At 58.7% G+C, this 14,164-nt stretch carries 14 protein-coding genes; 10 read left to right on the forward strand and 4 right to left on the reverse strand.

Annotation, left to right across the window (positions count from 1 at the left end; all coding sequences use genetic code 11):
• Positions 1 to 113: 113 nt before the first annotated feature.
• The 4 genes from ACSOSP_RS13460 to ACSOSP_RS13475 all read left to right on the forward strand — a co-directional run bounded on the left by ACSOSP_RS13460 (position 114) and on the right by ACSOSP_RS13475 (position 4,272).
• Positions 114 to 311: a hypothetical protein gene (locus ACSOSP_RS13460; protein WP_031361008.1), complete on the forward strand. Its 198-nt coding sequence runs from the start codon at positions 114 to 116 to the stop codon at positions 309 to 311.
• Between the two features lie 4 nt (positions 312 to 315).
• Positions 316 to 1,698, forward strand: coding sequence for an ATP-dependent RNA helicase DbpA (gene dbpA / locus ACSOSP_RS13465; RefSeq protein ID WP_455307358.1), 1,383 nt, complete (start codon positions 316 to 318; stop codon positions 1,696 to 1,698).
• 101 nt (positions 1,699 to 1,799) lie between these two features.
• Positions 1,800 to 2,396 (forward strand): lipocalin family protein, encoded by a 597-nt coding sequence (locus ACSOSP_RS13470; protein WP_455307360.1) that lies wholly within the window; start codon positions 1,800 to 1,802, stop codon positions 2,394 to 2,396.
• A 124-nt stretch (positions 2,397 to 2,520) separates the two neighbouring features.
• Positions 2,521 to 4,272, forward strand: a complete 1,752-nt coding sequence (locus tag ACSOSP_RS13475; RefSeq protein WP_455307362.1) for a tetratricopeptide repeat protein — start codon at positions 2,521 to 2,523, stop codon at positions 4,270 to 4,272.
• A gap of 136 nt (positions 4,273 to 4,408) precedes the next feature.
• On the opposite strand, the gene ACSOSP_RS13480 is transcribed toward ACSOSP_RS13475, so the two are convergent.
• Together ACSOSP_RS13480 and ACSOSP_RS13485 are read right to left on the reverse strand one after the other, a co-directional pair.
• On the reverse strand, positions 4,409 to 5,773 hold the full coding sequence (locus ACSOSP_RS13480) for an MFS transporter (protein WP_455307364.1): 1,365 nt from the start codon (positions 5,771 to 5,773) through the stop codon (positions 4,409 to 4,411).
• Between the two features lie 123 nt (positions 5,774 to 5,896).
• Positions 5,897 to 6,829 carry a 2-hydroxyacid dehydrogenase gene (locus ACSOSP_RS13485; protein WP_455307366.1) on the reverse strand — a complete coding sequence of 311 codons (933 nt, stop codon included), beginning with the start codon at positions 6,827 to 6,829 and terminating at the stop codon, positions 5,897 to 5,899.
• A 365-nt stretch (positions 6,830 to 7,194) separates the two neighbouring features.
• On the opposite strand from ACSOSP_RS13485, the gene ACSOSP_RS13490 reads away from it, so the two are divergent.
• The 5 genes from ACSOSP_RS13490 to ACSOSP_RS13510 all read left to right on the forward strand — a co-directional run bounded on the left by ACSOSP_RS13490 (position 7,195) and on the right by ACSOSP_RS13510 (position 11,198).
• Positions 7,195 to 7,590, forward strand: a complete 396-nt coding sequence (locus ACSOSP_RS13490; protein ID WP_455310954.1) for a hypothetical protein — start codon at positions 7,195 to 7,197, stop codon at positions 7,588 to 7,590.
• A 265-nt stretch (positions 7,591 to 7,855) separates the two neighbouring features.
• Entirely contained in the window at positions 7,856 to 9,064 is a 1,209-nt protein-coding gene (locus tag ACSOSP_RS13495) for an aspartate-semialdehyde dehydrogenase (protein ID WP_455307368.1), read from the forward strand.
• Positions 9,051 to 9,809, forward strand: coding sequence for a WecB/TagA/CpsF family glycosyltransferase (locus tag ACSOSP_RS13500; protein ID WP_455307370.1), 759 nt, complete (start codon positions 9,051 to 9,053; stop codon positions 9,807 to 9,809). Before ACSOSP_RS13495 ends, ACSOSP_RS13500 begins: the two co-directional genes overlap by 14 nt.
• Before the next feature lie 582 nt (positions 9,810 to 10,391).
• Positions 10,392 to 10,712: a DUF4148 domain-containing protein gene (locus tag ACSOSP_RS13505; RefSeq protein ID WP_455307372.1), complete on the forward strand. Its 321-nt coding sequence runs from the start codon at positions 10,392 to 10,394 to the stop codon at positions 10,710 to 10,712.
• Between the two features lie 315 nt (positions 10,713 to 11,027).
• A complete protein-coding gene (locus tag ACSOSP_RS13510) occupies positions 11,028 to 11,198 on the forward strand; it encodes a hypothetical protein (RefSeq protein ID WP_455307374.1) in 171 nt (56 codons plus the stop codon).
• 988 nt (positions 11,199 to 12,186) lie between these two features.
• On the opposite strand, the gene ACSOSP_RS13515 is transcribed toward ACSOSP_RS13510, so the two are convergent.
• Complete coding sequence (locus ACSOSP_RS13515) at positions 12,187 to 12,732, reverse strand: hypothetical protein (RefSeq protein WP_455307376.1); 546 nt, start codon at positions 12,730 to 12,732, stop codon at positions 12,187 to 12,189.
• 44 nt (positions 12,733 to 12,776) lie between these two features.
• Positions 12,777 to 13,424, reverse strand: coding sequence for a hypothetical protein (locus ACSOSP_RS13520; RefSeq protein ID WP_455307378.1), 648 nt, complete (start codon positions 13,422 to 13,424; stop codon positions 12,777 to 12,779).
• A gap of 204 nt (positions 13,425 to 13,628) precedes the next feature.
• Between ACSOSP_RS13520 and ACSOSP_RS13525 the strand changes: the two genes are divergently transcribed.
• Positions 13,629 to 14,099 carry a MarR family winged helix-turn-helix transcriptional regulator gene (locus ACSOSP_RS13525; protein WP_455307380.1) on the forward strand — a complete coding sequence of 157 codons (471 nt, stop codon included), beginning with the start codon at positions 13,629 to 13,631 and terminating at the stop codon, positions 14,097 to 14,099.
• Positions 14,100 to 14,164 lie beyond the last annotated feature (65 nt).

Consider the following 14,164-nt stretch of genomic DNA (forward strand, 5'->3'; position numbering starts at 1 on the left):
ATCGCGCCGTGTACGCGTACACTTCGGCTTCTAATTGCGCGTAAAACAGCGCGCGCCGGCCTCGCCGGTGCCCTTTTCATGCCGCAACCCCATCAATTACGCTCAAATCAATCATGTTTATCTGCCGAAACCAGCCGTGCGGCGCCGAATGGCAACTTGCCGACGTGCTTATCAAGAATGAAGGCCAGGGCCTGATGTTCCGCTGCCCCATGTGCGGCGCGCGCAACAAGGTGCTGCGTCACGACGCGCCCGACGGCGCCATCACCTACGAGCAGGACAATTCGGTCCCGCCGAAACCTGCCGCAAAATAATCCCATGACCACGCCTACCTCTTTTAGCGCCCTGCCGCTTTCGCCGGCAATGCTGGCGAACCTCGAACAGCTCGGTTATCTGACGATGACCCCGATCCAGGCCGCCAGCCTGCCGATCGCGCTAGCGGGCCACGATCTCATCGCGCAGGCCAAGACGGGCAGCGGCAAGACCGCCGCGTTCGCATTGCCATTGCTCGCGAAAATCGATCCGCGGCTTTTTTCCGTCCAGGCGCTGGTGTTGTGCCCGACGCGCGAACTCGCTGATCAAGTCACGCAGGAAATCCGCCGGATTGCGCGCGCGGAGGACAACATCAAGATCCTGACGCTGTGCGGTGGTTCGCCCATGCGTCCGCAGATCGCCAGTCTCGAACATGGCTGCCATATTGCCGTGGGAACGCCCGGGCGGATCATGGATCACCTGGAGCGCGGCACGCTGCCGTTGACCGCGCTGAAAACACTGGTCCTCGATGAAGCCGACCGCATGCTCGACATGGGGTTCTTCGATGACATCGTCGCAGTAGTCAAGCAATGTCCGAAGGATCGCCAGACGCTGCTGTTTTCCGCGACGTATCCGGAAGGCATCGCGAAACTGAGCCAGCAATTCCTGCGCAAGCCGCAGGAAGTCAAGCTCACCGAGCAGCACACGAATTCGAAGATCAAGCAGCGCTTCTACGAAGTCCACGACAACGAGCGCCTGCATGCTGTAGGCCAGTTGCTCGATCACTATCAGCCGGTCAGCACGCTCGCGTTCTGCAACACGAAACAGCAATGCCGTGATTTGCTCGATGTGCTGGTCGCACAAGGTTTCAACGCGCTTGCGCTGCATGGCGAACTTGAACAACGCGAACGCGATCAGGTGCTCGTGCAGTTCGCCAATCGTAGTTGCTCGGTGCTGGTTGCGACCGACGTTGCCGCGCGCGGCCTCGATATCACGCAGCTGGAAGCCGTGATCAACGTCGATGTCACGCAAGATCCCGAAGTCCACGTGCACCGTATCGGCCGCACGGGCCGCGCGGATCAGGAAGGCTGGGCGCTGAGCCTCGCGAGCATGAATGAAATGGCGCGCGTGAGCTCGATCGAACAGGCGCAGAAAAAGGAAGTGGAATGGCACAAGCTGAGCGAGCTGACACCGGCAACGCCGGGTCACCTTCAGCCACCCATGGCCACGCTGCAGATTCTCGGCGGCCGAAAGGAAAAGATCCGTCCCGGCGATGTCCTCGGCGCGCTGACCGGCGACGCCGGTTTCGAAGGCTCGCAAATCGGCAAGATCAACGTAACGGACATGGTCACGTACGTGGCGGTCGCGCGGGATATTGCGGATCAGGCGGTGAAGAAGTTATCGGCGGGGAAGGTGAAGGGCAAGAAGGTGAAGGTGCGGCGCATTTAGTGTTGAAGCGCCGGGCCTGCAATTTGCACCATTGATTCGATGAAACCAGTCAGGGCGGATATGCGTATGCATTCATATCCGCCCTTAATCTTTGGTGTGCCATGTCCCGTCTTCTACGCGTTATTGTCGGTGTTTTGTTCGCGCTCGTATTGGGCGCGTGCATTTCGTCCCCGCCAAACCCCAATCCACGCGCGAATGTGGAGCCGAAGCTGGCATCCGTCGATTTGCCGCGTTATATGGGACGCTGGTACATCGTCGCGAACATTCCGTATTTCGCCGAAGACGATTTCGTCGGCAGTTACGCGCAATGGAAATTACGCGATGACGGCAAAATCGACGATTCGTATTACGCGCACAAAGGCTTATTCGACGCCCCGCTGAAGCATTACCAATTCACGGATTCAATCGTTCCTGGTACCAATAACGCCGAATGGAGCGTGCGCATTTTCTGGCCGATCTACGCGAGCCAGCAAACGCTTTATGTCGACGCGGATTATCAGTACACGATCCTCGGTTATCCGGGCAAGAAGCTGGCGTGGATCTTCGCGCGCTCGCCGGATATCAGCGACACGAAATATCACGAACTGCTGAGCCGTCTGGACGAAATGGGCTACGACACCTCGCGGGTGCGTCGCGTGCCGCAGACGCCGGAACAAATCGGCAAACCGGGCTTCCATTCCCCCGGCGATAAAGACTGATATCCCCGATCAGCGAAACTCATAACCGCAATCGGCGAAACAAGGGATAGGAGCAATCTGATAGTCGGACGCGAGGGCAGCGCTTAGCATCGAGAGGTTATCCACTTTGCTGAATACGCCCGCCATGAACCAACTTTCCGAACCGCTCGCCGTCGCTCTGGATCTTCATCAAGCGGGCCATATGGACGAAGCGGAAAGGGGTTATCGCGCGATTCTCAAAGAGCAACCCAATCACGTCGATGCATTGCATTACCTCGGCGTGTTGCTGCATCAACGCGGAGACAACGAAGACGCTGCGAGGTTGCTAGATCGCGCGCTCGACTTTGCCCCCGAGGCATCAGCGTGTTGGAGCAACCGAGGGTTGGTGGCGGCGGCGCTAGGCGATCTTCCCCAGGCTGTTGCATGCCACGAGCGGGCGCTTGCCATCGATCCGGCATTCGGCAACGCACGCAACAACCTCGGCACGGTGCTGCAAAAACAAGGCCGTTTCGACGAATCTATTGAACAGCTTGAGCTGTTGCTTGCTCAAGATCCTGATTTCATCGATGCACGTTTGAACCTCGGCTCGACGCTCGCTTCCGCCAAGCGCTACGACGAAGCGCTGGCGGTCTATCGCGCGGAGCTCGTACGGGACCCGAACAACTTCCACGCGCATTTCGGCGAAGGTAACGCGCTGCGCGAACTCAAGCGGTTCGATGAAGCTATCGCCAGCCTGCACCGGGCGCTTGCCTTGAAACCGGACCACTTCGAAGCGAACGTGAATCTGGGCACGACGCTCGGACTCTTCGGGAGATTCGTGGAGGCGGAGGCGCAGTATCGCCGGGCGCTGACCTTGCGCGACGATCCGCAGATTCACGTGTGCGTGGGCGCGGCTATTGGTTCGCAAGGCCGGTTTGAAGAGGAAGAGCCGTACTATCGGCACGCACTGACCCTCGTTCCCGATCACGCCGACGCATTGCATAACCTCGCGTTGCTGGAATTGCGGCGCGGAAACTACAAGGAAGGCTGGGCATTGCACGAAGTGCGCTGGCGCTCGAGCAAGTACAAGCCGATGAACATTCCCGGTGTGCCGGAATGGCGCGGCGAATCGCTGCAAGGAAAGACGCTGTTGGTCGCCGGCGAGCAGGGGCATGGCGACATGATGCAATTCGCGCGTTACATCCCGGTGCTCGAACGAATGGGCGCGATCGTCGATATGTGGGTGCCTGAGAACATCGTGGAACTGATCCAGAGCGTGCGCGGGATTCGCCGGGCGCTGCAAAAGGGCTCGACGAATGGATACGACTACTGGACGCCATCGATGAGCGTTCCGCATCGCGTGGCCCATCTCGTTCCCGGCGTGCTCGCCGAGACGCCTTATATGAGCGTGAGCGCTGAGCGCATCGGCTCGTGGCCGGCGCGTGTGAAAAAACTGGCGGGCGATCGCAGGAAAATCGGGATCGTGTGGGCAGGCAGTCCGACGTTCGGCAACGACCAATTCCGCTCGATGCCGTTCGCCGCGTGGTCACCGCTCGCGGAGGTGGCGAACACAGAATGGTTTTCGCTGCAGAAGGGCGCAGCGCGCGACCAGCTTTCGCAGCCCGGTTGTGCGTTGAAGCCCCACGACCTGACGGACGACATCCACGATTTCGCCGATACCGCCGCGCTGATCGAACAGCTCGATCTGGTGATAACGGTGGATACATCGGTGGCTCATCTGGCTGGCGCGCTTGGGAAGCCCGTGTGGGTGTTCCTGCCGGCGAATTACGATTGGCGCTGGATGCTCGATCGCGATGACAGCCCGTGGTATCCGGGTATGCGTTTGTTCAAGCAGACCACGCTCGGTGACTGGACCGAGTCGGTGGCGCGGGTGAAAGCGGCGCTGATGGCGGGGTGAATGTTTTGCGCTGGTGGTTGGTTGTCTGGTAGGAGACCACTCCTCGCGGAGCAAGCCCCGCGTGCCGACCGGCGTGCGGACTGCGCTGGCTCAGCGATTCACTAGCTATTACGTCTTGCGCTGTGCGACGAACGGCCTACTTTTCCGCTGTTTGCATCGCTTCCACGGGTTTATCGCGGGTAATCAGCCGCAAGCCGCTTGCGATACTCGCCACGCCCGCGAATCCCGCGCCAATCGCGAGCGCCAGCGCCGGTCCATGATGCCCCGCAATGCCAAAGCTCAGCGCGACCAACGCCGCGCCGGTCGCCTGGCCGATCAGCCGGGCGGTTGCCACCACCCCGCTCGCGCCGCCGCTACGCTCGCGCGGCGCGCTCGCCATGAGCGCCTTCAGATTGGGCGATTGGAAGAACCCAAAACCCGCGCCGCAGATGGCCATTCGGATACAGATATCGAGTGCATGCGGATGAGCCGGCAATAACGCCAGCGACGCCATGCCCGCGCACATGATCGCGAGGCCGATGCCGCCCAGCAACCCCGGTTGATATCGATCCGATAGACGGCCGGCGACCGGCGCAAGCAGCGCCACCATCACCGACCACGGCGTCATGAGGAAGCCGGTTTCCACCTGGCTGCGCCCGAGCACGCTTTCGAAATAAAACGGCAGCGACACGAACGCCAGCCCTTGCGCGGCGAACGAGCACACGGCGGTTGCTGTCGATAACGCGAACATCGGGCGCTTGAAGAGATCGACGGGGAGCATGGGCGCCGGATGACCGCGCTCCCGATGCAGCATCAGCCCGCCCGCCACCGCCGTCACGGCAAGCGCGATCAGCACGATATGCGCAGGCGCGCGCTGCGCTGCTTCGCCAAGCGCGAACACCAGCGCGGCGAAGGTGATCACGTTCAGCACCGCCGCCACGCGGTCGAAGCCGTGCTTTGCGCGCGGCGTCTGCGGCAAAGCCGGCCAGCCGATAAACAACGCCAGCAGCCCCACCGGCAGGTTCACGGCGAACAGCCACGGCCAGGGCCCGAGCGAGAGCACGATGGACGCGACCGTCGGACCAACCGCGAACGATATCCCCACCACCAGCGCGTTCAGCCCAAACCCACGCCCCAGCCTGTGATGCGGATAGATCGCCCCGATCAGCGCCGTGTTCACGCTCATCACCGCGCTCGCACCAATGCCCTGCAACAGCCGCGCCGCGGTGAGCGACGGCAGCGACCACGACAACGCGCAGGTCAGCGACGCCACGAGAAACAGGATCAGGCCACCGAGATAGATCTTCCTGTGCCCGACGATGCCGCCCAGCGCCGCGAACGGCAGCAGCGTGGCGACCATCGCGAGCTGATACGCGTTGATGATCCAGACGGAGGCGGCGGGCGTTGCGTGGAGATCGGCGGCGATTGCGGGGAGCGCGGTATTCGCGATGGCGGTATCGAGCGTGGCAAGTGAGACGGCGAGCAGGATGGCCGCCATGCCGCGACGCTGGAGGGCGGTCATGGGACCGTCGGCGAGAAGAGGGGTCTGGTCTGACACAGTTTTTTGGGGATTGGACGTGATCGGCGATAGTCCGACACGATACGGGATCGTGGCGAAGCTCGCCGGGCACCCTCGCGGGAGCTTTCAAACAGGTGTCAGCACGGCCTCGCCGGCGAAGTGCCGTGTGGCGTTATCGATGAACATTTGTACCGACGCCGCCACCGCTTCCGGTGAGCGCCCGCCCACATGGGGCGTCAGCACGACGCGATCGGAGCCCGTCAGCCGCGCGGGCGGCGCGGGCTCGCCTTCGTAGACATCGAGTCCCGCGCCGGCTATCACGCCGCGCTCGAGCGCGTCTGCCAGAGCGGCGGTATCCACAACGCTGCCGCGCGACACGTTCACTACGTAGCCTTTTGGGCCAAGTGCGGCGAGCACCTTGCTGTCGATCAAATGTTTAGTCGATGCGCCGCCGGGCGTGGCGACCACGAGGTAATCGGCCCATTCGGCCAGCGCGATCACCGAATCGAAGAACGTATACGCCGAGTCCGGCTGCGCCCGGCGATTGTGATAACCGATCTCGATATCGAAGCCCAGCGCTCTCTTAGCCACCTTCCCGCCGATATTGCCAAGCCCAACCACGCCCAGTTTCTTGCCCGAAAAGTTCGGCTGGAACGGCAGGTCGTCGCGCCAGACGCCCGCGCGGCACGCGCGGTCGAGCACGGGGATCTGGCGGACCACGCCGAGCAGCAGGGCGAAGGCGTGATCGGCGACGCAATCGTCGTTGGTACCCGCACCGTTTACCACGGTAATGCCGCGCGCCCGAGCAGCGTCGCGTGCAACGTTTTCATAGCCCGCCCCTAACGCCCCGATCAGTTCGAGCTTTGGCAGTTTCGCGACGGTTCCTGCTTCGATGCCGATAGTGCCGTTTGTCAGAACAGCACGGATTTCGTCGGCGTGGCGGGTGAGGGCTTGATCAAGAGCGGGTTGATCGAGGGCTGTAATGACGTTGAAGGCATTCGCAACGGAGGTCTGGTTTTCGGGACGAAGCGGGACTAACACAAGGACAGTGGGGAGCATGGATACCAGTCTCTTCGAAACCAAATTTCAAGTTTCGCATTTTTTGGAATTTTTAGCCCGTTGAATAACATGCCGCGTTCTCCGTGTTTTTTGACGCATCAGTCCCGCCGGCGTTTTAGGAAATCTCCTGTAGGCGAGGCGCAGTGGACCAATCACAATCCGGCTCGTTGCAAGATACGCATCTAACCATTGTCATCGCCTCGAATGGAGGACGTGGCAACGGAGATAGTGCTATGACCAAAAGTCACAAATCTAGATGGACTGCGAAATGTTATTTCGAGTTAACGGTTTTGTAGGGGCAGCGGTTGCCGACTCGGCTATCCCCGCTGCCAAGCCATCGCTCGTTGTTGAATAGCGGAAGGATGATGAGAACTGTTGCGGATATTCGCCGAAATGCTGCCTCGCTAGAGGTGCAAGGCGTACTTGCACGGTTGCTCGATGTCACATTGATTGTGCTGGGCGCAGTCGCGGCATCAATTTGCCGCTCGGCCCATGGGTTGCGTGCTGTCGATGACTGGAACTTCGTGGCGTTTTCGGTCGCTTGCGCGCTCTTCCTGTTTCCTTTGTTTGGTGTGTACCGGTCCTGGCGTGGCCGCTCAAAACTAAGGCTGGCGGGACACATTTCGGTCGCCTGGCTGGTCACGCAAGCGTGTGCCGTGGCACTGATGTTCGCCTTGCATTGGAGCGGGTTATGCCGTCCAAGGTGCCTCAGACGCATATGCGGGCGATCAAAGCGCTTATCTCAAGATAGGGTTATATAAAGCGGCCTGGAAAACGCAGCCATCGGATGTTACTCAGATCACCATGTTCTTTGGGCCTGTGTATGTTTCCCGGTGGTGACTGCTATCGACGAAGCGTTCAGGACAGATAGTACGTGTCGACGACTGGAGTGGTTTTCGATTTCGTAGCCTCTTGATCTCTTCGCGCAGAGTGAACGCTTTGGTAGACAGCTCCGCAATGCAGCACTTCTCAATGCAAACGCCCTGCGGCCGTCGCATTGATCCGCTTCGATGTTAGGTGATGCAAATGTCAATGATGATTGAAGGATTTTTCGACGCGAAGCCGATCGCTGATGCACTGCTCAAGCAGTGCCGTGAGGCTAGTTTTGCCGGATATGATCCCTTCGATGGATTAAATAGTTCCTTGTTCGACAGGCTCGGCGGGAATGGTTTTTCTCCTGCGCGCATTGCGTGGTTGCAACTGCACAAGCGAAGCCCGGTGAACCTGAGAAGTCTCGTCGGCGTTCCGAAAAAACGCAATCCAAAAGGTATTGCACTGTTTATTCTCGGCCTAATCGAACGCTGCCGTGGCGCCTCTGATGGCGAGGGTCTTAACGAAGCCGTCGCGCTCGGTGATTGGCTACTCACGCAGTGTGTTGACCGCAGCATCTGGAAGTACCACGCTTGGGGGTATCACTTCGATTGGGCGGCCAGGGCGTTTTATGTACCTCGCGGCAAACCCAACGCCATCACGACTTGCTATGTGGCACGGGCGCTCTACGAACTTGGGCTTGTGAGCGGAAATCCTCGCTTCATTGACGCAGCGACCGACGCCGGATTCTTTATCGACAGCCTGTACATCCGTACTTCGGACCTCGAATACTACGCATACATTCCTGGCGAGTCGGCGTTCGTGCATAACGCCAGTCTTTGGTCCGCTGCTATCGTGGCGCAGACAGCAGCGCGAATAGGCAACGAGCCGATGCGCGAGCGTGCGTTGGGGGTGGCTCGCCAGTCCGTCTCAATGCAGCGGCAGAGCGGCGAGTGGCCCTATGGAGTACGGGCGCATCACGCGTTCATTGATGGATTTCATACGGGTTACAACCTTGAAGCGCTTGACCTCATCCAGAAGGCGGTGGGGACGACAGAGTTCTCGGAGGCGATTGAAAAAGGGTTGGATTATTATCGGAGCAATTTCTTTTTACACGATGGGACTGTCAAGTATTACCACAATCGCGTCTGGCCGCTCGATACGCATTCAGTTGCACAAGCCATCGTAACCCTAATAAGAGTCGGTGGTACCAAGGAGGACTTTGCGCTGGCGCGTGCGGTCCTGTTCAGGGCGCATGCGTCGTTGTATATGGAGAATAAAAAACGGTTCGTTTATCAAAAGGGACGGTGGATTACCAACCGCATCAACTACTTACGTTGGACCCAAGCGTGGGCGTTCTACGCTTTGAGCCTTTACGCGGCGCAACCATCAAGACTTTCGGATAGACGCAATGAATCGCATTGAACTGTTTTCTTGCCCGGTAGACGTCGCGACAATAGATGAGACCGTTGAATGTATTGGCTCGCGAATTGAGCAAAGGCAGTTCACTCAGCACGTCGTCGTCAATGTCGCGAAGCTTGTCCGCATGCAGAATGACCCAGAGTTGGCAGCGTCGATTCGTGCGTGCGACATTGTCAACATCGACGGAATGGGCGTTGTGTGGGGTGCACGATTTTTGGGTTTTGACGTGCCCGAGCGAGTTGCTGGCGTTGACTTGTTTGAGCGGCTCCTGCACATGGCAGCGGAGCGGGGCCTACCTGTATTCCTGCTAGGAGCGACGGATGCCGTGGTCAGCCGCGCGGCGGAAGTCGTGTCTTTGCGCTATCCGATGCTACAGGTCGTCGGCCACCATCATGGTTACTTCTGGGACGATGAAGAGCGTGTCGTTGAAACGATTCGTAGCTCGGGCGCAAGACTACTTTTCGTTGCGATCACATCCCCGAAGAAGGAAAACTTTATCAACCGCTGGAAGGATCGTCTTGGCGTCGATTTCGTCATGGGGGTGGGTGGCACCTTTGACGTTGTTGCCGGCAAGGTGCGCCGAGCGCCCGGATGGATGCAACGCGGCGGACTGGAATGGGCCTATCGCGTTGCGCAGGAACCCCGTCGGATGTGGAAGCGCTATTTCATAACAAATAATAAGTTCGCGCTGATGCTGCTCAAATCGCGCGTCGTTTCGGCCATTGGCAGCGGCGAGCGTAGCAAATAGGGAGGGACTACATTGCCTCGACGACATATGACCGCGTCTGCGTGCTCGCGCTTCGCGACGCGGGGTGCAGGCGCTCAAACGATGGCGTGCTCATGGCAACGCAACGCCAGCAGTGGCCCCCTCACCTCCGCCAGCAACAGCCCCCACCCCCAAACCCAACCCCCAAACCCAACCCCCACTCCAACCGTCGGTGCCGCGTAATACCCAGGCGCATAGGCATACCCATACCCCGGCGCCGGCGCATACCCATAAGGTGGCGCGACGATGCATCCAGAAAGCCCAACCGCAAGTCCCAAAACAAGAAAGAGCCTGAGCATGATTTTTCTCCCTGTTGTGCCTTGGAGAGATAGAGCCGGGCCATGGTTCGGCTTGAATTGTGTCGCCAGTCGCCCATTCGTTTCGGAAAATTACACGCAGCCCGAAGTCGGGAACCTGCCCCGGACAATCCTAGGGTTTTTACCTAAAACAACAATAATCTCTTGCGCGCATCGCACTTAATTTTCGGAAACGGCTTACCTAGACTAGATCCATAGAACGCGAACAAGGTTGTTCGCGACAAAACAAGATTCGGAGGTAAGTATCATGAAATCGCTCATCCAAGCCGTTGTAGTTGCCGCAGTGCTCGCCGTGCCGGCCATGTCGTTTGCTCAATCAAGCCAACAACCATTGACCCGTGCTGAAGTGAAGGCGCAATTGATCCAGATTGAAAAGGCGGGCTACAACCCAGCAACAGCGAACGATTACGATTACCCGGCCAACATTCAAGCCGCTGAAGCCCGCGTCGCAGCTCAAAACGGAGGCGCCAGCAACTACGGTGGCGTGGCTACCGGGTCCTCGGATTCCGGGACTGCTGTCCAATCTTCATTTGGCAACAACGTGCAATCGGTTTACATGGGCCATTAATCAGCTTAATTATGATTTGACCTGAGAAGTCGCGGGCGGCTAACCGAGTGTGAGCCAGCTCGGAGGCTAGCCTGACAGGACAGGATGCTTACCAGCCAGACCTGTAAAAGAGCGCATCCGCACCTCCTCCAACGGGTTTAATCCCGATGGACTTGCCCAGCTTCGCTATCTGGGCTTTTTTGCGTGGTTCGACGGTAGACGAAGGCGAGGTCTCAACGTCGCCCAGCAAAGACGGTGCTTACAGGTCGCAAGATTCGCTTTTCAAAATGCCTGACCTAAAATGTAAGCAGGTTGCGACGTTTTTAGGAGGCGGCCATGACTGAGTCGATGATCGGTTTTGTGGTGGGCCTTGCAGTGCTGATAGTTATTGCTGCCGTACTGGGCCGGCGTTATCGACGCGAACACCCAGAAGACGGCAGCGGATGGCTACGCATGCGCGAGTGGCTCGATACGCACCACATGAGTTGGATGCACCATAAACATTAATGCGGTAATGCGTCGCCAAAAAAAAGCCCACTCGCAACGCGTAGTGGGGCAATGAAGAAGCGAGCGACAAAAATTTCATGGCGCTAGGGTAGGTGCGCTAGGGGGAGCAGTGAGGTTCGTCCCCGGTTCAGTTTCGGGCGGCGACTTCACGGCTCGCGGACGCCTTCGTCCGTCAACCTCTGCTTTCCCATATGCAATGGCAAACCGGCAGGCGTCGTCCGCTTGGGCGAAATGGCCCAAGACACCTGATGCCCAGCGCGCGCCATTCGGTTTGGTGACAATGACCATTGAGGCAAAACTGCCGCGCTCCCCCGCCGCAAGGGGCACCAAAATATGATCGTTATAGTTGAGTGGAATGGCATGCATTCGGCCTCCTCGTTAAACGATTTTTCGAATGGTGATTTTCTCGTGTTGGGGTAAACGTGGTTGTGAGTAATTGAAAAAAACGGAAACAACGCGTGCAAAAAGTCAGGCAAGCGCCGCGCAAGGCTGTGAACGCAGGTTCTTGGTCCCGATATCGCCCAGCACACCCCGGAAATACAATGCTTACGAGGAATAACTCTACTTGAGCAATCCTCTATTACCGACCATAAAACCGGCAATGCTTTCGTGAAGATTATTGGCGTATCTTTTATTGTAAAAGACAAGGTTTGCGCAAAGTTATTGCACCGACTTATCGGTGGGCTCGATTTAACGCCGCCAAGTCTTCGACAGTCATTTCATAAAGCGGATGCATATTGACGCCCTAGGACCATTCACACTGGTTACGCCATTTTCCATCGCCGAGCATGTAGCGCTACGCTACTGGCATCCGGATCGATTGCTCCGCACAGGCGACAGCCATTCGCTCATATCTTCGCGTTGCCCCATGTTCCGCTCCCGGTTGCCATCCACAACATCCTGGGCGGAGAACGCGTCGATCTACACGCTTGCGCTCCCATCGCGATTATCTGGGCGGTCAATTGCGTGCATAGCGAGTCATCACGGCTCAGAACGATATTTTGAGAATTTGCGCGCCCGCTCCTTGCGTGCCGGCATATAGGTTGCCGGTCTTGTCGATCGCAAGGGATGTGATGAGGTTCGAAGAACCCAGGAATGGATAAGCGGTAACCGTGCCGTTTAATGCAACGCGATAGATCACTTGCGTGTCCGAGGTATAGATGTTGCCCGCAGGATCAACGGCAAACGTGTTGCCCGTCGCGCGCGTGAGCGGGGTGATTGTCGTCACGGTTCCATTCGGGCTGATCTTGCGGAATATCCCGAGGCTTTCCACATAAAGGTTGTCGTCGGCATCGATTCCCAAATTGCTGGCGGACATCGTGAGCGTCGCGGCGGTCCCGGCTCCGTCAGCGTTTCCGGCCGTTCCGCTTCCGGCGAAAACGGTCCAGCCGGTCGGTGGGGTGAATTTGATGATGCGGTTATTGACTACATCGGCCAGAAACAGGTTTCCCTTGCTGTCGACGGCAAGTCCACCAGGTCCAATGCCGTTGGGCGAGGGCGAGGGCGAAGTGATCCAGTTCGGATATAGGCTCACCAAAGAGCCTGATGCCGTCATCTCGCTGATCGACGCACCAAACGTTACTGGCGAAACAGATGCGAGCGCCACACTGAAGCCGGAGCCGTAGATGTTTTAGCCGAGTCGACCGCCACGCCGTCCCATTCGTAGGGCTTAGCCGCCGCAGACAACGTCGTAACCACCCCTTGAGGTGTGACTTTCCTGAGCGCGCCCTCGTCCGAGAAGATCACGTTGCCGTTGTTATCGATGGCAAGGTGACCGCCACCATGAAGCACCGCGACTGCCCCCGTTCCGTCCTGGATGGCCGGTGCAGACGGGGAGCCGGCCGCTACAGTGGCTGATCCTGCCAGAGCGGTGACCGTGAGCGGGGTGGTCGAGACGTTGGCACTCGATGTTGCTGCGGTAGTGACGAGATTGGTCGCGGAACCGGTTGCGCTTGCCGGTACGGTCACTGTTGCGCCAGCCTGTGTGGAGACTGTATTCGATGACCCGTTAAGGGTGATGACGCTACCATTCGGCGACGTAATAATCGCACCCGAAGGCACCATGACTGATTCGTTCGCGGTCATGGTCACAGAGGCACCTGCCGCCACGATGGCTGGCCCTGCTGCAGCGGAACTGGTCGCCGATGTCGAACTGCCGCCACCACCGCAGGCGACCAGCATCGCACTGACGCAGATTACGAGAATGGCGCGCAAGAAAATCGTCATGGCTCTTCGTTCCCTAATAAATGGGTAAGAAGAATACAACGGCGCTTCTTAGTGAGATGGCTCTCATCGGCGATCGGGTGTTACGGGAAATTACTTTCGTTAACCCTGCTTACGCTCAGGGAACGGCCTTGCGACGGGATAGCCCTTTATTCAAGTAAGAAGTTAAACTTGGTAGTTTGCCTTTGTATCTGCTAAGGTACGGACATGAACTTGAACACGAACGAGAAAACGCAACATACCGATCCCGAAGTCGCGCATGCGCACGCCATTGCCGCGGAATTGCGCGTGGTGCTTGGCAAGCTGAAGCGGCGGTTGCGCGAAGAGGCGAATCTGGGAGAGTTCACTTTGTCCCAGATGTCAGCTCTTGGTCGTCTGGAGCGAGAGGGTCCCGCGACCGTCACCACGCTCGCGCGCGCCGAAGGTGTCCGTCCGCAATCCATGGGCGCCACCGTATCCGCGCTTGAGGCGGCCGGGTTTGTGATCGGTGCGCCGGATCCCGCCGATGGACGTCAAACCATTTTGTCCCTCACTGACACTTGCCGCGAATGGATCACGGCGAGCCGCGCAGCCCGGGAAGACTGGTTGTTCCGTGCCATCCGAACAAAGCTCACGCCAGCGGAGCAAGAGGAACTTGCGACCACCGTGGCGCTGCTGAACCGGCTCGTCGATTCCTGAGCGACCCACGCTCGCCTGGAAGAAGCAGTGCCATCGGCCTGACTATTCGCTTTGTCGCGCCTGGG

It is taken from the genome of Caballeronia sp. KNU42 (assembly GCF_053760385.1).

Excerpts from the sequence above, each read along its gene's own strand:
- ACSOSP_RS13480 (WP_455307364.1), bottom strand. The coding sequence starts at position 5,773 with ATGACCGCCCTCCAGCGTCGCGGCATGGCGGCCATCCTGCTCGCCGTC.
- ACSOSP_RS13520 (WP_455307378.1), bottom strand. The coding sequence starts at position 13,424 with ATGACGATTTTCTTGCGCGCCATTCTCGTAATCTGCGTCAGTGCGATG.
- dbpA (WP_455307358.1), top strand. The coding sequence starts at position 316 with ATGACCACGCCTACCTCTTTTAGCGCCCTGCCGCTTTCGCCGGCAATG.
- ACSOSP_RS13485 (WP_455307366.1), bottom strand. The coding sequence starts at position 6,829 with ATGCTCCCCACTGTCCTTGTGTTAGTCCCGCTTCGTCCCGAAAACCAG.
- ACSOSP_RS13490 (WP_455310954.1), top strand. The coding sequence starts at position 7,195 with ATGAGAACTGTTGCGGATATTCGCCGAAATGCTGCCTCGCTAGAGGTG.
- ACSOSP_RS13460 (WP_031361008.1), top strand. The coding sequence starts at position 114 with ATGTTTATCTGCCGAAACCAGCCGTGCGGCGCCGAATGGCAACTTGCC.
- ACSOSP_RS13475 (WP_455307362.1), top strand. The coding sequence starts at position 2,521 with ATGAACCAACTTTCCGAACCGCTCGCCGTCGCTCTGGATCTTCATCAA.
- ACSOSP_RS13505 (WP_455307372.1), top strand. The coding sequence starts at position 10,392 with ATGAAATCGCTCATCCAAGCCGTTGTAGTTGCCGCAGTGCTCGCCGTG.
- ACSOSP_RS13500 (WP_455307370.1), top strand. The coding sequence starts at position 9,051 with ATGAATCGCATTGAACTGTTTTCTTGCCCGGTAGACGTCGCGACAATA.
- ACSOSP_RS13510 (WP_455307374.1), top strand. The coding sequence starts at position 11,028 with ATGACTGAGTCGATGATCGGTTTTGTGGTGGGCCTTGCAGTGCTGATA.
- ACSOSP_RS13470 (WP_455307360.1), top strand. The coding sequence starts at position 1,800 with ATGTCCCGTCTTCTACGCGTTATTGTCGGTGTTTTGTTCGCGCTCGTA.
- ACSOSP_RS13525 (WP_455307380.1), top strand. The coding sequence starts at position 13,629 with ATGAACTTGAACACGAACGAGAAAACGCAACATACCGATCCCGAAGTC.
- ACSOSP_RS13495 (WP_455307368.1), top strand. The coding sequence starts at position 7,856 with ATGTCAATGATGATTGAAGGATTTTTCGACGCGAAGCCGATCGCTGAT.